This is a genomic window from Blastococcus sp. PRF04-17 (genome assembly GCF_023016265.1).
Lineage (GTDB): Bacteria > Actinomycetota > Actinomycetes > Mycobacteriales > Geodermatophilaceae > Blastococcus_B.
Genome location: NZ_CP095412.1, coordinates 52,974 through 75,285 on the forward strand (window position 1 = coordinate 52,974; position 22,312 = coordinate 75,285).

The 22,312-nt window shown below is 70.1% G+C and carries 18 protein-coding genes and 1 pseudogene; 10 read left to right on the forward strand and 9 right to left on the reverse strand.

Annotated features, from left to right (window positions below; genetic code table 11):
- The first annotated feature begins 37 nt into the window (after positions 1 to 37).
- The 3 genes and pseudogenes from MVA48_RS00290 (at position 38) to MVA48_RS23865 (ending at position 2,601) form a co-directional block, all read left to right on the forward strand.
- Positions 38 to 1,174, forward strand: a complete 1,137-nt coding sequence (locus MVA48_RS00290) for a hypothetical protein (RefSeq protein WP_246984423.1) — start codon at positions 38 to 40, stop codon at positions 1,172 to 1,174.
- 84 nt (positions 1,175 to 1,258) lie between these two features.
- A pseudogene (locus MVA48_RS23860) lies at positions 1,259 to 1,819 on the forward strand (IS110 family transposase); the annotation flags it as partial.
- Positions 1,819 to 2,601, forward strand: coding sequence for a transposase (locus MVA48_RS23865; RefSeq protein ID WP_371821270.1), 783 nt, complete (start codon positions 1,819 to 1,821; stop codon positions 2,599 to 2,601). The pseudogene MVA48_RS23860 and the gene MVA48_RS23865, both read left to right, overlap by 1 nt.
- Positions 2,602 to 2,917: 316 nt before the next feature.
- Here MVA48_RS23865 and MVA48_RS00300 read toward each other — a convergent pair whose 3' ends face one another.
- The gene (locus MVA48_RS00300) at positions 2,918 to 3,805 is read right to left on the reverse strand and encodes an alpha/beta fold hydrolase (RefSeq protein WP_246984426.1); all 888 of its coding nucleotides are present in this window, start codon (positions 3,803 to 3,805) and stop codon (positions 2,918 to 2,920) included.
- Positions 3,806 to 4,100: 295 nt separating this feature from the next.
- On the opposite strand from MVA48_RS00300, the gene MVA48_RS00305 reads away from it, so the two are divergent.
- Positions 4,101 to 7,409, forward strand: coding sequence for a TM0106 family RecB-like putative nuclease (locus MVA48_RS00305; RefSeq protein WP_246984428.1), 3,309 nt, complete (start codon positions 4,101 to 4,103; stop codon positions 7,407 to 7,409).
- Between the two features lie 68 nt (positions 7,410 to 7,477).
- Positions 7,478 to 8,224, forward strand: a complete 747-nt coding sequence (locus tag MVA48_RS00310) for an enoyl-CoA hydratase/isomerase family protein (RefSeq protein ID WP_246984430.1) — start codon at positions 7,478 to 7,480, stop codon at positions 8,222 to 8,224.
- A gap of 208 nt (positions 8,225 to 8,432) precedes the next feature.
- On the opposite strand, the gene istB is transcribed toward MVA48_RS00310, so the two are convergent.
- Both istB and istA read right to left on the reverse strand, forming a co-directional pair.
- Complete coding sequence (gene istB, locus MVA48_RS00315) at positions 8,433 to 9,212, reverse strand: IS21-like element helper ATPase IstB (RefSeq protein ID WP_246980964.1); 780 nt, start codon at positions 9,210 to 9,212, stop codon at positions 8,433 to 8,435.
- A complete protein-coding gene (istA, locus tag MVA48_RS00320) occupies positions 9,209 to 10,723 on the reverse strand; it encodes an IS21 family transposase (protein ID WP_246980965.1) in 1,515 nt (504 codons plus the stop codon). Before istA ends, istB begins: the two co-directional genes overlap by 4 nt.
- 251 nt (positions 10,724 to 10,974) lie before the next feature.
- On the opposite strand from istA, the gene MVA48_RS00325 reads away from it, so the two are divergent.
- On the forward strand, positions 10,975 to 11,235 hold the full coding sequence (locus tag MVA48_RS00325; RefSeq protein WP_246984432.1) for an SHOCT domain-containing protein: 261 nt from the start codon (positions 10,975 to 10,977) through the stop codon (positions 11,233 to 11,235).
- A 413-nt stretch (positions 11,236 to 11,648) separates the two neighbouring features.
- Here MVA48_RS00325 and MVA48_RS00330 read toward each other — a convergent pair whose 3' ends face one another.
- Positions 11,649 to 12,023 (reverse strand): AarF/UbiB family protein, encoded by a 375-nt coding sequence (locus tag MVA48_RS00330; protein WP_246984434.1) that lies wholly within the window; start codon positions 12,021 to 12,023, stop codon positions 11,649 to 11,651.
- A gap of 52 nt (positions 12,024 to 12,075) precedes the next feature.
- On the opposite strand from MVA48_RS00330, the gene MVA48_RS00335 reads away from it, so the two are divergent.
- The 3 genes from MVA48_RS00335 to MVA48_RS00345 all read left to right on the forward strand — a co-directional run bounded on the left by MVA48_RS00335 (position 12,076) and on the right by MVA48_RS00345 (position 13,996).
- Positions 12,076 to 12,273: a hypothetical protein gene (locus MVA48_RS00335; RefSeq protein ID WP_246984436.1), complete on the forward strand. Its 198-nt coding sequence runs from the start codon at positions 12,076 to 12,078 to the stop codon at positions 12,271 to 12,273.
- Positions 12,274 to 12,484: 211 nt separating this feature from the next.
- Positions 12,485 to 13,540 (forward strand): DNA cytosine methyltransferase, encoded by a 1,056-nt coding sequence (locus MVA48_RS00340; RefSeq protein WP_246984438.1) that lies wholly within the window; start codon positions 12,485 to 12,487, stop codon positions 13,538 to 13,540.
- 57 nt (positions 13,541 to 13,597) lie between these two features.
- Positions 13,598 to 13,996, forward strand: coding sequence for a very short patch repair endonuclease (locus tag MVA48_RS00345; RefSeq protein ID WP_256461110.1), 399 nt, complete (start codon positions 13,598 to 13,600; stop codon positions 13,994 to 13,996).
- On the opposite strand, the gene MVA48_RS00350 is transcribed toward MVA48_RS00345, so the two are convergent.
- Positions 13,969 to 14,790 (reverse strand): NgoMIV family type II restriction endonuclease, encoded by an 822-nt coding sequence (locus tag MVA48_RS00350; protein WP_246984442.1) that lies wholly within the window; start codon positions 14,788 to 14,790, stop codon positions 13,969 to 13,971. The genes MVA48_RS00345 and MVA48_RS00350 overlap by 28 nt on opposite strands.
- A 192-nt stretch (positions 14,791 to 14,982) precedes the next feature.
- Here MVA48_RS00350 and MVA48_RS00355 point away from each other — a divergent pair, with 192 nt between their 5' ends.
- Complete coding sequence (locus MVA48_RS00355) at positions 14,983 to 16,131, forward strand: DNA cytosine methyltransferase (protein WP_246984444.1); 1,149 nt, start codon at positions 14,983 to 14,985, stop codon at positions 16,129 to 16,131.
- On the opposite strand, the gene MVA48_RS00360 is transcribed toward MVA48_RS00355, so the two are convergent.
- The 4 genes from MVA48_RS00360 to MVA48_RS00375 all read right to left on the reverse strand — a co-directional run bounded on the left by MVA48_RS00360 (position 16,128) and on the right by MVA48_RS00375 (position 22,280).
- Positions 16,128 to 16,397 carry a hypothetical protein gene (locus tag MVA48_RS00360; RefSeq protein ID WP_246984445.1) on the reverse strand — a complete coding sequence of 90 codons (270 nt, stop codon included), beginning with the start codon at positions 16,395 to 16,397 and terminating at the stop codon, positions 16,128 to 16,130. The two genes, MVA48_RS00355 and MVA48_RS00360, sit on opposite strands and share 4 nt — an antisense overlap.
- A gap of 468 nt (positions 16,398 to 16,865) precedes the next feature.
- A complete protein-coding gene (gene drmB / locus MVA48_RS00365) occupies positions 16,866 to 18,605 on the reverse strand; it encodes a DUF1998 domain-containing protein (RefSeq protein WP_246984447.1) in 1,740 nt (579 codons plus the stop codon).
- Complete coding sequence (locus MVA48_RS00370) at positions 18,602 to 21,709, reverse strand: helicase-related protein (protein ID WP_246984449.1); 3,108 nt, start codon at positions 21,707 to 21,709, stop codon at positions 18,602 to 18,604. The genes drmB and MVA48_RS00370 overlap by 4 nt, the downstream gene beginning before the upstream one ends.
- Positions 21,699 to 22,280: an ATP-binding domain-containing protein gene (locus MVA48_RS00375; protein ID WP_246984457.1), complete on the reverse strand. Its 582-nt coding sequence runs from the start codon at positions 22,278 to 22,280 to the stop codon at positions 21,699 to 21,701. The genes MVA48_RS00370 and MVA48_RS00375 overlap by 11 nt, the downstream gene beginning before the upstream one ends.
- Positions 22,281 to 22,312: the final 32 nt, after the last annotated feature.

The window sequence follows — 22,312 nt, forward strand, 5'->3', positions numbered from 1 at the left end:
TCTCGTCGGTGAGGGCGGCGCGGATCCCGCGCTCGGCGTGGCTGAACCGGATGAATGCCCGGAGGAGGTCCGGCGCCTTGGCCAGGTAGTCGACGTCGGCGACGATCTTGCGCGGGTTCCAGTCGGCCAGCAGGATCTCGACGGCCACCGGGCTCCAGCGCAGCGGATCGCCGGGCCCGTAATCGGCGCCGAACCACACGAGGTCCTCGAGCAGGCCCCGGTGGTCCGCGTCCTCGAATCCCGCGCCGAAGGGCGAGCCGAGGAAGCGCTCGGCCAGTGCGGCGCGGGCGTCGTCGGGCCACTCCGGGCGCACGTACCCGGTCCCGCCGTCCGGGAGGAGGCCGATCGCCCACTCGAGCAGCGGGCGGCAGGCCGGCCAGCTGTCGGTCTCGATCGGCGGATAGGTGAGGGCGGAGAGCTCCATCGCCTCGGCGATGCGGGCCCGGGCGTCGGCCGGGTCGAGGCCGGCGAACGTCACGTCCGGGTCGTCGGTCGGCGCCCGCATCACGTCCACCAGCTCGGCCGCGCCACCCGGGACGAGGAAGGCGTCCTTCACCAGGGTGCCGAGGTTGTGGTCGATGAAGACCACGGCCGCGAGCTGGTGCCCACCGGGCAGCCGGACGCCGAACACGACGTCGTCCCCGTCGCCGAGGACGTGCCGCAGCTCGATCACGGTGCTTGCCGGCTGCGCCTGATCGAGGTCGAGCAGCCAGCGCGGGAGCGCGTGGCCGCGGGCGGCGACCTCGCGGCGGACCCGGTGGCGGAGCACGTCGTCGCCGGACAGCCCGGCCAGCGCGGCCAGCAGCGCGGACGTCTCCGGGATCTCGACGGCGAAGAAGCTGTCGATGAGCTCCTCGCGATCGGGCGGTGCGGGCTCGGCCGGCCCCGCGAACGAGGGGCGGGGCTGGAACATCGCGAGCATCGAGCTGGCGAGCCCCAGGAGGGGAGTGGGATGCCGGCGGCGAGGGCCGCGGCGACGTCGTCCATCAGGTCCGGTTCCCGGCGTCCCGGCGTCGGGCCGGATCGCGCCGGGCGCCGTGCGGACCGGGCAGGCCGTTGCCGGTGGGCCTGCGCCCGGCGCGCCTTCTCCCGTCGGGAGCGCTTCGACATGGCCGTCACGCTAGCGACCGACCGATGCCTGGCGGGGGTCCAGCCGAGGTGCCCGGCGCGCTAGTAACGCCCTGAAGGGTTGAGAGCCAAGACATCCCCCTGTTGTGGTCGACGGGCTTGGTGTCCCAACCACGACAGGAGGATGTCCATGTCCAACCGTAGAGGGCTCTCCCGCGGTGACAAGCGGCGGAACGCGCGGCTGACCCGGCTGCGGCAGGTGCTGCCTCGGGAGCACGCGATCTTGGCCCTGGATCTGGCCGATGACAGGCAGGTCTTCGCGCTGACCGATCACGACAGCCGGGTCCTGGCCCGGCGCACCGTGCGCTGCCGGCCCTGGCAGCTGGGCGAGGCGATCGAGTGGGGCCGTACCGCCGCCACCGCGGCCGGGTTCGCCGGGGTCACGCTGGCCTGCGAGCCGACCGGGCACCGCTGGAAGGTCGTCGACCAGCTGGCCGCCGCAGCGGGCATCGTGCTGGTCTGCGTGCAGCCGCTGCTGGTGCACCGGGCGCGGGAGGCCGAGGACTTCACCCGGGACAAGAGCGATGACAAGGACGCCCTGCTGATCGCCCGGCTGGCCGCCCAGCTGCACGTCTACCTGCCCGAGCGGGCCGACCCGAGCTGGGCGCGGCTGCGGCATCTGGGTGCCCGCCGGGTGCAGTGGGTGACCGCTGGCGGGGCGACCCGCCAGCAGCTGCGCGATCTGCTGGAGTGCGCCTGGCCGGCCGCGCTGACCGCGGCCCGGTTTCCGCTGGATTCGCTCACCTGGCAGGCGGCGATGGCCGTGACCGGCTGCGACCCCGCCCGGATCCAAGACCTCGGCCTGGACGGGCTGACCGCCGCGGTCCGCGCCGAACTCCCGGCCTGGGGTGCCCGGCGGCCCAGCCACCGCATCCTGGCGGCACTTCACGAGGCGGCCGGCGACGAGCGCGGAGTGCCCGCTCAGCGGCCCGGCGCGCTGGAACGGGCCGCGTTCGCCCTGGCCGACCTTCGGCACGCCCAGACCCAGCGGGACCAGGCCGAGGCGCTGATGATCGGCGTGCTCGACGAACTGGGCCTCACCGCGCTGGTGACCACCATCCCCGGCTCTCCGCGGTCGGCGCCGCGGCGATCCTGGCCGAAACCGGCGACCCGGCCCGGTTCGACTCCGGCCGGGCGGTGGTCAAGCACGCCGGGCTCTGCCCCCGGGAGAACGCCTCCGGCGCCTACGCCGGCAAGACCACCATCAGCGGCCGTGGCCGCCCGCTGCTGCGGGTCGCGGCCTGGCGCGCGGTCTGGGCCGCCCTGCAGCACAACCCCGTCCTGGCCGCCCGGCACGCCCACCTGACCGGCCGGACCGCCAACCCGCTGACCGACGCCCAGGCCCGCGTCGCGGTCGCCGGCAGCCTGCTGCGGCAGCTGTTCGTCGTCGTCAGCACGCGCACCGCCTGGAACCCCGACATCGCCGCCGGGCTGACCGATCCCCGGATCGAGGTGAGCGCCCCCGCCGCATGACCGCGACGCCGACCAGGACGGGACGAGCTCGCAGCGCCTTGGGAGAACCCCGCAACTGAGCATGAGCAGTCCCGCCCGCCTCCCACCAAAGCTCGGATGAAGGCTGTTGGGGACCACCCCGGTTGAACGCTAGGTGGAGCAGGGAGACGGGCCACGGACCCCGTCGACGTCAGCCGAGCACCCCACCACGATCAACGCGGCGGATCCAGGCCGCCGCGGCGACTCCCCACGCCCGCCCTCAACCAAGACAGGGCTTGATCTCACCCTCATAGGCTGCTCAGGCGAGCACGAGTTGGGCGCTGCCGGCGACGTCGCGCTACTTCCAGCGGTTGATGAACTCGATCGCGGCGGCGTCGACGTCCTCGGGGTCGGTCGCGCTCAGGAAATGCTGACCGCCGTCGAGGACGTGGAGCTGGGCGTCGGCGCTGTTGACGAACAGCTTGATCTCGGCCTCGGCATTCGGCACCGAGTAGACACGGTCCGCCGTGCCGTGCATCCACAGGACCGGGCACCGCACGCTGTCCAGCCGGCTGTGCAGGCCGTCCCGGTCGCGCAGGTTGATGCTGGCGATCCGGAGCCGCTCGCGTCCGGCGTCGCCGGCGTAGTTCTGCTGGTGCGTCTCGTGCCAGAACGCGCGCTCCTCGGCCGGAACGTCGTCGCCGAAGCCCTCCGGCAGGACGGCGTCGACGAGCTCGAGCGGGATGACCCAGTCGTCGCCGACCGGCGTGGCGAGTGCGTCGATGGCCGGCGTGCAGAACTCGACGCCGTTCCAGCAGCCCAGCTCGCGACTGCGCGGGCTCTCGAAGTCCATCGAGGTGCCCAGCGGCATGATGCCCTTGATGGCCTCCGGGGCGAGCATGGCCATGCGCGCCGCGATCCATCCACCCTGCGAGGTGCCGAGGACGAACGCCTCGGGGATGCCGAGCGCGTCGAGCACCTGGAGCCCGGCGATGGCGGAGTCCCAGTAGGTGAACTGCCGGTAGGTGGCCCGGGTCCGGCCGTGGCCGTAGGGCTCGACGGCGAGCAGGTTGGCAGTGGCGGCGAGCTTCTCGTCGGCGAACTGGGGCCGGTACAGCTCGGCGGAGGTGCTGAAGGAGTTGACCATCACCAGCGTCGGCAGCGCCGGGTCGTAGGCCTTCCCGAACCGGTAGCCGATGGTGGAGCCACCGAGGTGGGGGATCTGGACGGTCTCCGTGGTGGTCATGGTCTCCCTCGTCGTCATCGACTCCCGGCGGCAGGTCGCGAGGCGGCCTGCTCGGTCCGGCCATCGTGGCGGGAGCTACTCCGCCGGTCAATCGGTGAGCCGGATGCACGCGGGGACCCGGGGCGAGCTGCTCGACAAGCCCTCTCCGCCAGCTCCCGCGGCGCCGGCGTCGCCCGCCCGGGTGACCCCGTCGGCGCCGGAGGCCGACCGGCCGATTCATGTCAGATGCGTCCGTCACCCTCCCGTTCGAGGCAGGGTGGTCCGGACGGACCTCAGGGAGCGGAGGCACGACACGATGCAGCGACTCGACGGTCGGCTGGCGCTCAGCCCGACCGACCTGACGCATCACCAGGAGTGCCGGCACCTGACCCGGCTCGACCTCGGTGTGGCCGCGGGGGAGTGGTCGGCCCCGGACGCCGAGACGTCGGAGGAGCTGCAGTTCGTCTTCGACCGCGGACTCGAGCACGAGAAGAAGTACCTGGCGACGCTCGCGGCCGAGGGCCGCTCGATCGTCGAGATCCCGGGCGGTTCCGGGGCAGATGGACGGCGTCGTGCGGAGGAGCAGACCGTCGAGGCGATGCGCCGCGGCGTCGACGTCGTCTACCAGGGGACGTTCTTCGACGGCGCCTGGGGCGGTCAGGCCGACTTCCTGCTGAAGGTGCCCGGTCGATCCTCCTTCGGGGACTGGTCGTACGAGATCGCCGACACCAAACTGGCGCGAAAAGTGAAGGTCGCCGCGCTGCTGCAGATGGCGACCTACGCCGAGCGGCTCACCGAGCTGCAGGGCGTCGCGCCGGAGTTCGTCCACGTCGTCACCGGGGACGGCGAGTCGCGGCCGTGGCGGCTGACCGACGTCGCCGCGTACGCCCGTCGCGCGCGGGCGCGGCTGGAGACGTTCGTGGCCGCCCCGCCGGCTACCGAGCCCTCGCCGATCGGGTACTGCGAGCAGTGCCGATGGGCCTCGCGGTGCAACACCGAGCTGCGGGACGCCGACGACCTCGGCCTGGTCGCGTTCATGCGCGGCGACCAGCGGGACGCGCTGCGGGCGGCCGGCATCCCGACCCTGCGCGCGCTGGCGGAGGCGTCGCCGGAGCAGCTGAAGGCGTCGGGCATCGGTGCGGACGCGCGGGTCCGGCTGCAGCAGCAGGCGGCCGAGCAGCTGCGCGAGCGGACGACCGGTCAGCCGTCGCGGACGCTGCTCGATCCGGTCGCCGGACAGGGGCTGCTGCGGCTGCCGCCGCCGAGCGCCGGCGACCTCTACCTCGACTTCGAGGGCGACCCGTGGTTCGAGGACGGCGAGGGCATCGAGTACCTCGCCGGCCTGGGGGACCGGTCCGGCGCATTCACGCCGCTGTGGGCGCACGACCGGCCGCACGAGAAGCAGATGGTCGTCGAGCTGATCGACCGGCTGATGTCCGGGGCGGCCGCCGATCCGGGCATGCACGTCTACCACTACGCGCCGTACGAGGTGACCGCCCTCAAGAAGCTGACCGGCACGTACGGCGTGCGCGAGGCGGAGCTCGACCAGCTGCTGCGCGAGGAGCGGTTCGTCGACCTCTATCCCGTCGTCCGGCAGTCGATGCGGATCAGCAAGGAGTCGTACTCGATCAAGAAGGTCGAGGCGTTCTACGGCCGGTCGCACGAGGGCGCGGTCACCAGCGGACTCGGCAGCGTGCTGATCTACGAGCAGTGGCTCCTCGACCGCGACCAGCAGAAGCTCGACGACATCGAGTCCTACAACAAGGACGACGTCGACTCGACCCGCGAGCTGCACGACTGGCTGGAGCAGCAGCGCGCCGAGCTCGAGGCGCTGCACGGCGAGCTCGCGCGGCCGACGCTCGCTGCGGCGAAGCCGGACGCGAAGCTGACCGACGCGCAGGCGGCGGAGCAGGATCTGACCGACCGGCTGCACGCGGCCGGGCACCAGCTGCTCGGCGACCTCGTGGGCTGGTACCGGCGCGAGGACCGCCCGGTGTGGTGGGACGTCTACCGCCTGAAGGGCATGGACCGCGAAGCGCTGGTCGACGACGGGACCGCCCTGGGCGGGCTCTCCGAGCCGGTCGACCGCGGGCCCGAGAAGAGGAGCCGGCTGTTCGAGTACACGTTCCCTCCGCAGGAGACCAAGCTCCGAGCCGGCAGCGAGGTCCGCATCGCGGAGACCGCCGACACAGTCGGCACGATCCACGGGCTGGACGTCGAGGGCGGGCGGGTCGTCCTCAAGACGACGAAGCCGGCGCCGCGGGTGCGCGGCCTCGGCCCCGGTGGGCCTCTGCAGACGACCGAGCAGCGGGCCGCTCTCCAGGCGACGGGCGAGGACGTGCTGGCCGGTCGGGACTGCCTCGGTCAGGCGCTGATCGAGCGTCGGGTTCCGGCGGGAACGCAGCTGCGGGAGGGCGAGTCGCCGACCCAGGCGATCGTGCGGCTCGGTCTGGCGCTCGACGGCGAGGTGCTGGCCATCCAGGGCCCGCCGGGGAGCGGCAAGACCACGGCCGCCGCGGAGATGATCCGGGCGCTGGTGGCGGCGGGGAAGAAGGTGGGCGTCACGGGCACCTCGCACGCCGTCATCGGGAACCTGCTGAAGGCGGTCGGGCTGCCGGCGATGCAGAAGTGCAAGGAGGAGGAGCACTGCGGCTCTGCCTTGGTGGCGTGGTCGGACAAGACGGCTGACGTGGCCGACAGCGTGGTGAGCGGCGCGGTGGACGTCGTCGGCGGCACCCCGTGGTTCTGGGCGCACCCGGACGCAGCCCAGACCGTTGACGTGCTGGTGGTGGACGAGGCGGGCCAGTTCTCGCTGGCAAACGCCGTGGCGGTGGCGCGGGGTGCGCGGTCGATGGTGTTGCTGGGGGACCCGCAGCAGCTGGCGCAGCCGAGCCAGGCGGTGCATCCGGGGGAGTCGGGACGGTCGGCGCTGGAGCACCTGCTGGACGGCCGCGCGACGATCCCGCCGGACCGCGGGGTGTTCCTCGACCGCTCGTACCGGATGCATCCGGACCTGACCGCGTTCGTGTCGGACCTGGCGTACGAGGGCCGGCTCGAGGCGGCGCAGGGTCGTGAGCGGGTGGCGGTGCTGGGGGAGGGGCCGCTCTCGGGGAGCGGACTACGGGTGGTGCCGGTCGAGCACGCGATGACCGCCCGGGACAAGAGCCCACAGGAGGCCGAGGCCGTCGCGCGGCTGTGGCACTCGGTGCAGAACTCGACCTGGCGAAACCACCTCGATGAGCAGGCGGTGATCGGGCCGTCGGACGTGCTGGTGGTCGCGCCGTACAACGCGCAGGTTGCGCTGATCAAGGCGGCGCTGCCGGCCGGTGCTCGGGTCGGGACGGTGGACAAGTTCCAGGGCCAGGAGGCGCCGGTGGTCATCTACTCGATGACGAGCACGAGCGCCGACGACGCCCCGCGGGGCGTGTCGTTCCTGTACGACCTCAATCGGCTGAACGTGGCGGTGTCGCGGGCGCAGGCGCTGGCCGTCGTGGTGCTCAGCCCGTTGCTGCTCGATGCGCCGGTGCGGACGCCGGACCAGTTGCGTCGGGTGAACGCGCTGTGCCGGCTGGTCGAGTTGGCGACGGCCGTCGAACGGCTGCGGCCGCGTATGGGCCGAATCTAGGCGCATGGTTTGATGCGGGGCAAGCTTGGGCCGCCGCTGGGGATGGTCCGCTCGGCAGGAGGTGGCTCGTGGCCGGATCCGGTGAGGTACTGCTCGAGGTCGACGGCGGCGTCGCGATCGTGACGCTCAACGCGCCCGACCGGCGCAACGCGCTGAACGCCCCGATGGCCGACGAGCTGATCGCGACGTTCGACGAGGTCGACGCCAAGCCGGAGATCGGCGCGCTGGTCATCCGTGCGGAAGGCAAGTCGTTCTGCGCAGGCGGCGACGTCGCGATGCTGACCGCGGCCGGCAAGGACCCCGCGGCGCCTGAGCACTACGAGAGCATGGGGAAGGTCTACGACTCCTTCTACCGGCTCGGCCAGGTGCGGGTGCCGACGGTGGCGGCGGTGCGTGGCTCGGCGGTGGGTGCCGGCATGAACATGCTGCTGGCGACGGACCTGCGGATTGTGGCCAAGGACGCCCGGTTGCTGTGCGGCTTCCTGAAGCGCGGGATGCACCCCGGTGGCGGGCACTTCGTCATCCTGTCGCGGCTGATCGGCCGCGAGGCCGCGGCGGCGATGGCGATCTTCGGCGAGGAGATCAACGGCGACAAGGCCGTCGAACTCGGGCTTGCTTGGCAGTCGGTCGACGACGCTGCGGTCGAGAGCCGGGCACTGGAACTGGCAGGACGAGTGGCCGCAGACCCGGAGCTGGCGCGCGTGACCGTCGGCAACTTCCGCAAGGAAGTTGTCAACGGCGCAGTCGGCTGGGACGTCGCCATGCAGTACGAGCGCCCGGCCCAGATGTGGTCCATGCGCCGCTCGGCTCAGTAGCCGCGCAGCCACTCCGCAAGGGACCTTGGTTCGTTTGCACTTCAGCAGTCAAACGTCGCTGCCGATACAACATCGGCCGGAATTGACTGCCGGTGAGGCTGTAAACGACAGGAGACACCGTGGGCAAAGTTCGCGTAGAGCACGTGTCAACGGCCAAGCTGAGGTCCCCGCTCGTGGCCAGGTGAAAGTCCCCGCCCCTCGCGGTTGATCAGCGTGTGGTGGGGCGGTCACCTCCTCGGGTGCGGGCTTGGCGCATCCGGTAGGACTCGCCGTCGGTGGCGATGACGACGCTGTGGTGCAGCAACCGGTCGAGCAGGCTGACGGCGGTGGTGTGCTCGGGCAGGAACCGGCCCCACTGGTCGAAGGCCCAGTGCGAGCCGATGCCCAGAGCGCGGCGTTCGTAGGCGGCGGCGACGAACCGGAACAGCAGCTGGGTGCCGGTGTCGTCCAGCGGCGCGAAGCCGACCTCGTCGACGATGATCAGGTCGTTGCGCAGCAGTGTGTCGATGACCCGGCCGACGCTGTTGTCGGCCAGGCCGCGGTAGAGGTTCTCGACCAGGTCGGCGGCGGTGAAGTAGCGGACTCGGTGCCCGGCGAGCACGGCGGCGTGGCTGAGGGCGAGCAGGGTGTGGCTCTTGCCGGTGCCGGCCGGGCCGACCAGGCAGAGGTTCTCCCGAGCGCGGATCCACTCCAGGCTGGTCAGGTAGGCCCAGGTCGGAGCGGGGATGCTGCTCGCGGTCAGGTCGAACTCCTCGATCGTCTTGAGCATCGGGAAGCCGGCGGCCTTCAGCCGCAGCCGGGTGTTGGAGGCGTCCCGGGCGCCGATCTCGGCCTCGACCAGGGCGCGAAGCAACTCTTCCGGTGCCCAGCGCTGGGTCTTGGCGGTGGTCAGCAGCTCGGGGGCAAGTGAGCGCATCGCGGCGAGCTTGAGCCGGCGCAGCCCGCCCTCCAGGTCGGCCGGCAGCGGCGCCGGTGCGGTGGCGGTCATGCCCCCGCCCCGGTGGCCGCGGCCGAGCCGTCAGTGGAGTGGTCCCCGCCGCGCAGGCTGTCCAGGGAGTAGGCGGCCAGCGGCCGGGTGGCCGTGGCTGGCAGCGGGATGACCAGGGCTTCCCCGGCGGGGCGGACATCGGCGACTCCGGCGCCGGCGGCCAGGATCGAACGCACGTCGGCGGCGCGCCAGCGGCCGAAGGCGACCGCTCGACCGAGCGCGGCGGTCAGCGCCTCGCGGCCGTGGGAGGCCTCGAGGGCGGCCAGCTCGACCAGTTCGGGGCCGAGGCGGGTGTTGCCGGCCGCGGCGGCGCCGACCAGCCACTGCTCGGCGACCGGGCCGAGGGCGCAGAACGCCTTCTCCGCCGCCGTCCTCGGGCGGGCCGCCCGCTGCGGTGCCCGGCGGGGGCCGCCGTAGTGCTCATCCAGCACGCTGGCCTCGCCCGGCGCGACGAGGGCGTGATCGGCGGCGACCTCACCGGTGCCCGGCACCACCACGGTGAGTCGGCCGTCGGCGGCCAGCAGTGCGACCTGGGTGCCGATCAGCGCGGTCGGCACCGAGTAGCGAGCCGAGGAGAACCGCACGCAGGACAGCTTGTCGACCTTGCGCAGCGTCGTGCGTCCGATGCTGGGCCGCAGCGAGGGCATCGCGCCCAGCAGTTCCCGTTCGGTCTCCAGCCGAGCCGCCGGGATCGCGGCGATCTCCGAGTGCACGACGCCGTTGACCTCGTCGCACCAGGCGGCCGCCGCCGCGTTCGCCGCGGTCAGGTCGGCGAACGGGGCCTGCGGGATCATCAGGTCGGTCTTGGCGTAGCCGACCAGGTTCTCCACGATGCCCTTGCTGGCCGGATCGGCGGCCCGACAGAAGTCCGGACGGAACCGGTAGTGCGCGGCGAACCGCACGTAGTCCGGGGTCGGCACCACCACGTCGGCGACCACGCCGCCCTTCAGGCAGCCCATCCGGTCGGCCAGCACCACCTTCGGCACCCCGCCGAGGACCTCGAAGCACTCGGCTAGCAGCCCCAGGGTGGTCTCGGCGCGCTCGTCGGTGGCGAAGCGGACGAACCGAACCCGGGAGAACGCCAGCACCGCGCAGAACACGTGCAGCCCGCCGAGGGTGCCCCAGTCGATGGCCAGCACCTCACCCGGCGCCCACACCGCCGGCCGGCGGCTGCGGGCGTTGGCCTGCCGCCACGCCTTCTTCTCGGCCGCGATCAGCCGCCGGAAGTTGCGCGCCGACCCCTCATACCCGGCCGCCCGCGCCGTCGGCAGCAGCCGCTTGGCGCTGATCCGCCCGTGCGTCTTCTTGACCGTGCCGGCCACCAGATCGCGCACGACCTCATAGTTCGCCGGCCGCGGCGGCCGGACCGGGCGCTGCCCGCCGGCCTCGTGCCGTTCGATGATCCGCTTCACCGTCTTGTGGGTGGTGCCGCAGATCGCGGCCGCTCCCCGGTAGCTGCCCACCTCGCGGTAGGCGGTGATGACGTCCAACTCATCCCTCGCAGACTTCAATGGAGCTCCCCTGGGCGGTGCGGTGACTGGCTAGACACCGCCACCGTCACCGCCCAGGGCCTCAGCTCACGATCGACACGACGAGCGAGGGACGGGGACCTTCACCTGGCCATCAGCGGGGACTTCTCGATGGCCACCAGTGGGGACTTTGGCACGGCCACGGACAGCACGCATGCCGAGATTGCAAGAAGTGCACGAACTCGAGCGTGGCCAACGTGGGTCGGAACACCGGACGGGCGTCGGCTGCCCTGATGACGATGGGCATGTCCGAAGTCGGCATGCGTGCCTTCGCCAAGAAGTGCCGTCTCTGCGACCACCAGTTGAGCCTGCATCAGGGCGCTGAGGCGGCGACTCCGCAGCCCGCCGTCTCGTTCGTAGCCCCTGCGCCTGCCCCGGTTCCGAGCCCCCGGCCAAGCGTGATCGAGCAGCTCAAGGACCTCGGTGCACTCCGCGACGCCGGGGTGTTGACGGAGGAAGAGTTCGCTGCGCAGAAGGCCCGCCTGCTCGGGTAGCGCCTTTCTGATGCCCGATGCGGCGGTCGAGCGGCGGGCGACGCCGTCGGATCGGCCAGTCAGAGGGTCCGATTGCAGCCATGGCCACCGGACCCTCGGGCGTTGGGCGAGAAGCAGATAGGTGGGCGTGAGGCGCGCTGGCCACGCCGAAGCGCTCGGCCCGCGCTCAGTCCGGCGAACCCCGCATTTCCGAGGGGTTCGCGTAGCCGGGCAGCCACCGCCGCAGCTCCCCGTCCACCGCGACGGTGGCGTTCAGAGAGCAGGGGACGCCGACCAGCCCGGCGGCCACCCGCTGCAGCAGCAGGTAGTGCGGGGGGATCGACAGCTTCCGCTGGGTGCGCGAGGCGGCGCCGAGCGGGTCGGAGGCTCGCCGGGTCTGCTCCTGCAGCCAGCCGCGGGTAAACGTGTACCGCTCACTGCGCAGCGGCTGCAGGTACGGGTCGAGGAGCGACAGCAGGGCACGCGGGTGTCACGTCGTCCGGTCGCAGCAGGTGGGCCGAGGCGGCGATGCGGTGCAGGTGCTCGGCGTCGCCGTCCCGCCCGGCGGCGAGCAGCGGGCCGAACCGGGGCGGCCAGCCGCGCGGCATGGGCTGGTTCGACCCGAAGTCGAGGACGCCGAGCCGGCCGTCGTCCATCAGCCGGAAGTTGCCCGGATGCGGGTCGCCGTGCAGGCGACGGGCACGCGCCGGGCCGGAGGTGAACAGGTGCACGAGGGCCGTGCCGCAGCGGTCGCGGTCGGCCTGGTGCCGGAGGCGATGACGCGCGACAGGGGAGTGCCGTCGATCCACTCGGTCACCAGGACCTCGCCCTCCACGGCCAGCACCTCGGTTCTCCCGCCCGATGACCACCGGCAACCTGATGGCCGACTGCGAACGCTGGTGCCGGGACAACCTGCACCGCCGCGAAGACTCGGCCCGGAGCGGGACGACGCTCCGCCTGGTCGCCGCTCCGGTGGTGGCCCCGCCCGCCGCACGCCGCGGCACCTTCCTGCGCGGCCCCGGATGGCCGGGCATTCCGGCCGCGCGCACTGGCAGCTGAACGCAGCTGTTTGCTGCAGGGCTGACAGCCTGGGCGTCCGACATCGCTGTCTCCAGGCCGCCGCGCCACGCGCGGCACAGCGTCCATCGCGCGAGCACGTAGGTGCACAAGTCGCCAGCGCTCCGTGTGTGACCAAATGAGCCTGCGCGCCAGGTTCTGTCGTACCGGTCGTACAACCTAGGCTGCAAGCGACGTCCTGGAGGTCCGTTACATGATTCGCACGCTCGACCTGTTTGCTGGCGCGGGCGGCCTGAGCCTCGGCTTCGAACAATCCGGTCTGGGTTTCCAGTCGGTGTTCGGCGTGGAGATCGAGCCTGCCGCCGCCCGTACCTACAAGCGGAACTTCGGGTGCCCCGTATATGACGGGCCCATCGAGGACTTGGAAAGCTTCGAGGACGCCGACGTGATCCTCGGGGGACCACCCTGCCAAGGCTTCTCACCCCTCGGACGCGATCGCGACGACGTTTCCCGAGCACAGCTGAACGAGCTGTGGCAGCACTACTTGCGTGCGGTGCGTCAGGTCCGACCTCGAGCGTTCGTCATCGAAAATGTCCCGCAGTTTCAGAAGTCGGCGCAGTTTGCGAAGCTGCTACAGCTCCTCGAAAACGATCCCGATTTCAGCTGCTATAAGTACGCATACGGAGTGCTGAACGCGGCAGACTACGGGGCACCACAGGTGCGTCGTCGCGGAATTCTTGTCGCCGTCAGGGACGTAGAGAACGTGCCCTGGCCGCCGCCGGAGACGCACGGCCCGAACTCGCCCGAAGCCATCCCGTACGTCACGGTGCGTGAGGCTATTGGCGATCTTGCGCCTCGCCCCGCCTTGAACGAGGTCGGTGTCGACACGGACGGGAATCAGGACCTGCACTTCGGTCGGCCGAACCCTCGACCCGCCTCGATGGAGCGCTACATGGCTATCCCGCCAGGCGGTAACCGGTTCGACCTGGCTAAGAACCGTCCAGACCTGACTCCTCGTTGCTGGGCCGAGAAGCCTACGGGCACCACAGACGTAATGGGTCGACTGTGGTGGGATCGGCCGAGCGTCACGATCCGCACCGAGTTCTTCAAGCCGGAGAAGGGGCGCTACTTGCACCCCGAGGCGCACCGTCCCATCACGCATCGCGAGGCGGCCCGGCTCCAATCCTTCCCGGACCACTTCGAGTTCGAGGGGACGAAGATCGAGATCGCGCGGCAGATCGGCAACGCCGTGCCGCCGAAGCTCGGTGAGGCTTTGGCCCGTCACATCTTTGAGCTCATTCGCGAGTAGCTCTTGACTGAGCGTCCGCCCTCGCCTGTTCCTAGCTCACCCGGGGTTTCGGCCCGGATGAGCCGCCAGGCGAGGGTCGGCACGCTCCCCGAGATGGCCCTCCGCAGATTGCTGCACGCCCGGGGGCTCCGTTACCGCGTCAATTGGCCGGTCCCTGACTTTCGCCGTCGCACGATTGACCTCGCGTTCACGAGAGCACGAGTGGCCGTCTACGTGCACGGCTGCTTCTGGCATGGCTGTCCGCAGCACGGGACGTCTCCCCAGGCGAACTCTGCCTGGTGGCAGCGGAAGCTCGATCGCAACCGCGAACGTGACCAAAGCACCCGTCAGCATCTTGAGCGGCTCGGTTGGGTCACCGTTGAGATCTGGGAGCACGAGCCTCCCGAGGAGGCCCTCCAACGGGTCCTGGACGTGCTGTCCTCGCGCGGTCAGAGACCGTCGAAGAGTTCTCCCTGATCGGTCTGCCCGTGGTGAACGGTCCGGGCGCCTGCAGACGGGATCCGCTGCACTTCCGTCACCAGGTCGTCGTAGTCACGCAATCGCCCCTGGTTCAACAGCCGTCGAAATGTCCGGGCCGGGAGCCAGTCGTCGCCCGCCTTGCTGGCCCTCCCCGTGCGCTCGATCGCTTCGATTAGCGCCGGCAGGTGAAGGTGGTAGACGCAGTCGAGCGAGCCTGAGCCATCGGCGAGGATCTTGAGCATGTGCGGGCGCGACTCCATCGTGATCACGGCATAGTGGGGCATCGGGCCTCTGCGTAGCGAGACGAGCTTGGCGCCTTGGGACAGGCAGTCCTGAGCCCGGTCCGTTCGTAGGGTCCACTTCGACGAGAGCGCGACGCAAAGCCGCGGCGGCAGGCCTGGATCGGGTTCTCCGACGGTGAGATCAATCTTGAGCAGTGACTCCTCAGGCATCTGGTTCAGCAACGCTTCGAGGGCGTCGTCACGAGTGCGCAGCTGATCGGTGGCGGCCTGCATCGCTCGCGCAAGCCGGCTCCGCAGCCCATCGTCCGGCACTTGCGCGATCAGCGCGCGCATCGGCATCAGGGTCGATGAGAGCGGGCTGACGTTCCTCGAGAATGCTTTGAACACGGCCAAGTGCCGGTACTGGGAGAACTCCGCGGACGCGCGTGACCGGGCGATCTCGAGGTCCGGTCGAAGAGTCTTCAGATGCTGCTCGACGGCTGCCTCCACGGCCGACCCGGCATCCGTCGCACCCAACTGCCCCATCGGGATGTCGAGGGCGTCCAGCATCGCTTGGCCCAAGTCGCGGGACTGCGCGTCGCTTGAGTCGGACGTGTTGGCGAGCCCATTAGGGCGGTAACCGAAGATCTCAGATACGAAGGCAGCTGGCACAACGACACCATTTCACGCAGCAACCGCGGGATCAGGCCGCCCTGCTGGGTCGTTGCCGCTTTGTGGTGAGTCGTAAGCAAACAGCTCCCCTTGGTCCGGCTAGCGTGTGGCTGTGTCGGGGGAACGCTTCACCATGCTCGATCTCTTCGCCGGCTGCGGGGGCTTACGCGGGGGTTCCTGGACGAAGGCTCGTTCGACACTGCTGGGGCCGTCGAGAAGGACTTTGCGGCTGCAGCGACGTACGCGGCAAATTTCGACCCGATCGCCGCCCACACCTTCGTCGGGGACATCGCGGACTACCGCGACGTCCCGCGAGTGGACCTCGTGATCGGCGGTCCGCCCTGTCAGGGGTTCTCGGCGCTTGGGAGGCGTGACCCCGATGACGTGCGGAACCAGCTGTGGCGGGAGTTCGTCCGCGTCGTGCGGGAGTCGGACGCGCAGATGTTCGTGTTCGAGAACGTTGATCGCTTTGCTCGGACGCCAGAGTTCGAGCTGCTCCGACGAGCTGCCCACGCGGGCGGCGAGCTGTCGGAGTTCCGGACACAGGTCTTCCGCTTGAACGCCGCCGACTTCGGCACGCCCCAGAAGCGGATCCGAACCATCGTGATCGGGTCACGAATCGGATCCGTTGCCGAGCCCGTTCAGACACACGCGAAGGTCCCCGTCGGTGCGCTGTCCCGCTGGCGAGGCCTGCGCGAGGCGTTCCTTGAAGGTCCCGTGCGGCTGGAGCCCGAAGTGCGTGAGGTATGGCTGCCCGAGAGCACGGTGGACTTCCAAGGGGAGTCGGTCGAAGGAGCGTTCAAGCTTCACGATCTGCATTTGACACGGCAGTACGACCTCACGTCGGAGATCCGCTACGCGCACATTGCACCAGGGCAGTCGCGCTTTCACCTGCCTGACGAGCTGCAGTACCCCTGCTGGCGCCGGCACACAAAGGGAGCCGGCGACGTATTGGGGCGTCTTGAGTGGGACAAGCCGGCCGTGACGATGCGGACCGAGTTTTTTCGTCCCGAGAAGGGCCGCTTTCTCCACCCTCAGTGGGAGAACGGCGGGGTGCAGATCAACCGCGCACTAACCCACGCAGAGGCCGCCGTCGCCCAGGGCTTCGATGATCGACACATGTGGTGTGGCAGCAAGGCCGCCATCGCCCGCCAGATCGGCAACGCCGTGCCGCCACCGTTGGCCGAGGCTGTCGCCGGTGTCGTAGCCCAACGGCTCACCGCCGGCGACGGCTACTAGTAGTCCTCGACCGCCGGTCGGGGGAACCACCCGTCGAGGGGCACATAGCCTAGATACACGTAGCCGTCGTCGCCCACCGGGCCGAACAATTCGCGGCTCTCGTTGATGTACACGGCTCCGCCGCCGGGCTTGAACCGCGCCCACTCGGAGACGTGCTGCGCGCAGTCGCTCATGTAGTTGCTGAGGAACTCCTTCCGCTCGGCGCCGTCGGAGCCGCGCACCTTCGCGTAGACGTCCTTGCCCGTCGCAGCGAGCGTGTATCGCATGCCTGCCCGGGGTCCCGCCCAAGGCTGCCCCGGGCGGAGCCCTCGGGGTGCCTCGGAGGAGAGTGTGCTTCCCTCGGACTCGAATCTCAGTGGGGCGTCGTACCGCCCGGCGTAGAGGGTCCGGCCCTCCCTCTTCAACAGCACGTGGCGCCACTCATTGATGGAGAACCACGTGGGCCGATCTTGTCCTGAGCATCGCCGAACCATCGCGCCCAGTTCCGGGTGCTTGTCCACGCCTGCCGCGCGGACCTCGACGCCGTCCCTGAAGGCGACGAGCTCGATGTCGCCCGCAGGGGTGACTCGGTAACGCCCGTTCCTCTTCTGGACCGTCGGCTCGAGCCAGGGGTAATCGACTTCCACGGATGCAGCGGTCACCGAGGCGTACGCCTGAGGAAAGACATGGTCAGACGTTCCTCCGAGCGGCTTCTTCGCGGATCGCGGTGATCAGGCCACCGAAGTAGCCCGGCGTCATCTCGTCGCCGACGACGAGGACGCGGTCGAGGAGGACGTTACTGCCCTCGCAGGACGTCTCCGCCACCAGGCTGCACCCATGACAGGCGGCCAGATTGAGGCTGCCGAGGCCCTGCCCGAGGCTCTCTCGACACACCGGGTCGGCCGAGCACCAGGCAGCGTTCTCCAACGCCGCGACGACGCTGCGTGCGAGCCGCGGCTCTTCCCCTGTCGCACCAACCCCCCGAGGGTGCCCTCGGCGTCGCCGGCCGCTGTGTACACCAGCAGGCCCGCCTGGCCGGCAGGCCCGGGCGAGGCGTACACGCGCTCTCGCAGGGAGGCGGCCGAATAACCGCAGGAGAAGGCCAGCTGTCGCATGAGGAGGTGAGCGAATGTGTGAACAAGCAGGAAGCGCGGGCTGACAGGCGTGAGCCGGGAACCGATAAGGCTCTCCTGGCGCCTCCGCTCCAGCTTCGCCGCACGTTCCACCACGGAGGGCTCCGTCTCCCACCTGGCGACGGCGTCCTGGTCAAGGGCGAGGAATATGCCCTCGCCGAACGACTCGACCGCCGGCAGCCACCGCTCACGGATCCGTGGTCCGAGGTCGACGGGCACGAGGTCGGCGTCCAGGGCATAGCGACGGAAGCCGTGCTGCACGCGGATCTCGCGCAGCCGGTGCACGAGGACGACGTCCTCTACCAGGTCGGACAACTCGTCCTCGACGCGGTCCGACGGCTTGGTCACGATCGTGGACGGCGAGATGACGAAGTCCCGGCTTCCGGTCCGGTCGTCCGGGTCGTCACCTACCTGCTGGAATGCCTGCCACTCGTCGGCAAGCAGGCCGGCCCGGGTCTCGAGCAGCTCGTCGGCCGAGACAGTTCCGGCCTGGGCAACCTGCAGGACGCGGTCCGGGGAGACGCCGAGGTCCTCGGCGATCAACCCGATGAGTACCGATGCGCGAGGTCCGGCCGGGGCCGAGGCCACGTCTTCAAAATTGCGGTGTTGACGAATCTCCGTGTCGTGGTCACGTGGCGGTCGTGCGGGCTCGGGGATGTCCAGCGCCGTGGTCGTCTCGGCCATGGTGACGTTGGTGGCTCCCCGCTGGGCGACTTCGACACGCTCGTCGCAAGCCGGGAACCCCCCTCGCTGCCAGGGCTGTTTGCCGCTGCAACGCACGCCGATCCGCTTCAAGGAGCCTTTCGCCGTCAGGTCGCCGAGGTGCCGGCGCGCCTTGCAGGTCTCACACCGGATGACCAGGCTGGCCAGTCCTTGGGAGCCGCCTTCACGCGTCTCGAATCGCAGCTTTTGGTACCGGCACTTCCGTTGGTCCTCAGTGTCGGACTCCGAATGAGCCCAGGTGTCCCATGGGACGTCCATCGCGTGCCCGCGGCGGGTGCAGACGGCGATGAACCGCATCGGGACCAGATGTCCGTCGCACGCGGGGCAGGCTGGAGGCTTCCCCCTCTCCTCCTGGGGACTCGAACGGTGCATACGCCGGCAGTTCTGGCAGAACAGCCAGCGGGGGAATCGCTCGTACCTGAGACCGGGAGCCTTGCTCGACGGTTCGGCAGGTGAGCTCGGCGGTGAGCGCAGTTCCTTCACGCCGAGCTTTTCCTCCAGCCTCGGGGACTCGACTCGGACGGTGTCGTTGTACGGCCATTCGCTGATGTCGGTGGCCATCAGCGACTCGCCGAGGACGTCAAGGATCGCGCCCACACCGAAGGGGCTGACGGTCTGATTGAGACGCAGCGACCTCATCGACCGGTCTCCCCGATTGCGAGTACGCGGACTTGTCGGTCCACCGAGCGCATCGAGTGCATCGTCTCCCAGCCGTCCTTCCGTTCGCCGAACTCCTTGAGCAGCGCCTCTCCCTTCGGGGAGCGGTAGCGCAGCTTCTCCCCGCGCGCCGCCGCCTCGGACGCACGGTGGTCCCACTCGTTGACGAGCCGCTGCAGTTCTTCCGTCACCCGCTGGACCTCGTCCGGGTCGGCGACCGCGGCCATCCCGCGGATGCGTTCCACGGCCGTCCTGACCCGCGGGTCGTCCGCCGAGAAGTTCCCGGCATCCTCGTTGGCGCGGAGCCCCACCCCGTGGCGCACCACCATCACCAGCGCCGCGCTGAGCGCCCTCTCACGCGAGGCCAGCGACCAGGGCGTCACGCTGGTCGGTTCGACGTGGCGGTAAAGCGCCTCGTGGTAGGCGCGGAACGACTCGTAGTGCGACCGGTCGCGTGGCTTGGAGGCACGCAGCAGTGTGACAACGAGGCCGGGCACGTCCCCGCGGCCGACCCGGCTGGTGGCCTGGATGTACTCCGAGGTCGTCTTGGGCTGACCGTTCATCAGCATGAGCCCGAGCCGGCTGATGTCGATGCCGACCGACAGCATGTTCGTCGTCGCCAGGAGGTCCACCGCTTCGACGTGATCGGCCTCGCGTTCCAGTTGGGCGAGGATCTGCGGCAGCTGCTCCGGCCGGACGTTGCTCGTCAGCTCCACCACGCCGTCGCGCTTGAGCTTGCGGCTCGGGTGCTCGGGGCTCGATCGAGCGAGGAGCATGCTCTCGACGTCGTCCCGGGCGATGGTAACCGTACGTCCCAGCTCGCGCAGGCTGTTGTTGTAGGCGACGACCGTCCAATATGCGTCCTTGGCCGGACCCTCCAGGTCCAACTGCTCGGGCCCCTGCAGCAGGGCCGTGCAGGCCAGCACCGTCGCGAACGCCTGCGTGTGGGCCTGCGGCATGAGGCCCATGTAGAGGCGACCCGGCTTCGTGCGGTCGGTGACGGCGAAAAAGCTGTTGTCAGCGCTGAGGCCGCTCGGCGGGAAGAGCGCCACCTCCGTGCCGTACAGGCTGCGTACCTGGTGGTCCGCTGCCCGGATGGTGGCCGTGGAGGCGACGACCTTCGGTCGTGTGCCATTCCAACCGAGCAATCCCTGCACAGCCGACTCGTAGAGGGCGACGGTCGTCCCGAGCGGACCGGAAAGCAGGTGCAGCTCGTCCTGGATGACCAGGCTCGGTGCGTCGAAAGGGACACTGTTCAGGCCCAGGAGGGAGCCCGCAGCCTCGAGCCAGGGCAGGCGGGCCAACTTGTCAACCGTGGCCACGAGCAGCGTGGGCGGGTGGTCGAAGATTTCTTCGTCCACCACCTGCACGGGCAGCGAGCTGTGAAACCAGCACTCGTCGTGGGGGCAGAACAGCTCAAATGTCGACTTCGTGGTCCGGACGCCGTAGGCGGCGTCCTTGGAGCGCTTTTCCGGGAACAGCGGCGTCCCGCACCAGGGGCAATCCTGGATCTGGTAGGGGCTCACCGGCGCCTGGGCCTTCTTGAGGTCGATCGCCTGGTTGTGGGCCGTCTCGTAGTCGTTCGGCGTCGTGCCGCTGCCGACCCACAGGCCGATCGAGAAGGAAGGTGTGTGGTCGAGTGCCGGGTGATCGTTCCTCAGCTGCTCGAGTGCACAGATCAATGTCGCGGCCCGCTGGAACTGCTGCGTCGTGAGCAACCGCAGGGTGTAGCGGGTGAGGACGGCGGTGCCGCCGCCGGCCAGTCCCCGGTCGAGCCGGCGCCGGATCATCTCGTAGGCGGCCAGCCCGAGGTACGCCTCGGTCTTCCCACCACCCGTCGGGAACCAGATGAGGTCGACGGTCTCCCGGTCGGGGTGACTGCCGTCGGTCATCGACGGCAGGGACAGAAGGATGAAGCCCAGCTGGAACGGACGCCACGTGGGCTCACGCTGTTCGAGACGTGAGGGGAGCGGTCGCCCGAACTCGCCGGGACGCTTTTCGACATGGGCGCTCTGCAGCATTTGCTGTCGCATCGCGGCGTTTGCCAGTCGGAAGGCCAGGAGTGCTCTTGCATCGGTGCGCAGCAGAGTGACACCCGCGCGCATCCGGTCCTCGGCCGCGCGGATCCGGGAGACCAGCCGGGATGCGGCGTCGCGGTGCTGCGCCGGCAACGTGTCGATCTCCGCGTCTCGGGCGTCGGCCCAGGTCGTGTAGGCGTCCACGAATGCATCGAGGTCGGCGCACAAGCCCTCGGCGGCGACGTGCTCGTCCGCCAACCGGGCCAGTGACAACGCCGGCAACGCCAGTTCTGGCGGATGGGTCATCGCCGGTACCAGGGCCGTCGGCAGCATCTCCGTCTCCACCTCGGTGACGGACCCGCCAGGGGACGGGGCCCAGTCCACGGAGCAGCCGTGCCCGACTCCGTACGCGCGACGGGCGCGGTACAGCAGCCGGAGCTCCTGCTCCTCCGGGTCGTCGCTGAGGTCGTCGGGGGAGGGGTACGGGTGCACGACACCGTCCACCGTTCGGCAGCTGACGTGCACCTGGAACAGGCACTTCTCAGTGGGCGGTGGAGTCTCTGCGTCGTCGTGGACGGCGGTGTTCTCCACCGCCACGGTGACCAGCCACCGATCAGCTGTCCGGCGCCACACCGACACGAGCCGCGCTCGTCCGTCGAACAGAGACCGGGACGTGGCGTCCGGGGCGAGCTCGACGTCGTCGGCCTGCATCGGGGTCCGGCGCCAGCCGTCCTCCTCCGTTTCGGAGCGCTCGTAACGACCGGCTTGCACGGTGCACCGGAGGCCGGTGGCGTCGTGGAGGAAGGACACCGCGGCCGAGGCCGGGTGCCACTCGTTCGCCAACTCCACCGGCTCATCGAGGTCGTCGTCAAGCGGCTCGTCGCCGAGCTTGGACCCGTCGTGGTGAACCGCCATCTGCGCCCGGGGGTAGAGGGTCCCCACCAGGTACTGCCGGTCGGGGCGCGTGCGGAGAACCTCGTGCTCCCCGTCCTGGGGGCCGAGGTACTGGTCGCGCAGGTAGTGGACGAAGCGCTCCCTGACCGAGGGGAGGTCGAGGTCAGCGGTCACCGGAAGCCTCCGAGGAAAGTGGGCGCTGGGCGATCTGTGTCCAGGCGTGAGGTGAGACTCCGAGCCAGAGACTGACTCGGGGGCGGGTCATCGCGACGTACAACCGGGCGCGAGAGACCGGGTCATCGACCTCGTCGACATCAACGACGCAGACGTGGCCGGCCTCGAGGCCCTTGAAATCCGATGCAGTCACCAGCGTCGCGGTGCCGGGGACCGGTGCGCCCGATACCGACGCGAGCCTCCCGCTGCGGTAGGCCCTGGAGGTGACAGCGGCGCTGTCCTCCACGCGTTGCTGCAGGGTCACGACAGCGACATCCGCCATGTCGACGTCCTCGCGGCGGAGCGCCTTGAGCCGCTGGTCGAGGAGCTTGGCGCTCGCCTCGTCGTCCGGGCACTGCTCCCAGACGACCTGCGGCCCCTCGCCGGCGCGGGCCACGCCGATGTCGGCCCCCGTGGTGAGCTGGGTCTGCGTCACCACCTGAGCCGTGTTCCGGCAGTTGTAGGGCAGGTCGACGACGACGGCCGAGGCCGCCAGCTCGTCGAAGGTGGCCTGATCGAAGACGCCGTCCACGTTGGCCTGGTTGTTGGGATCGCAGAAGGCGC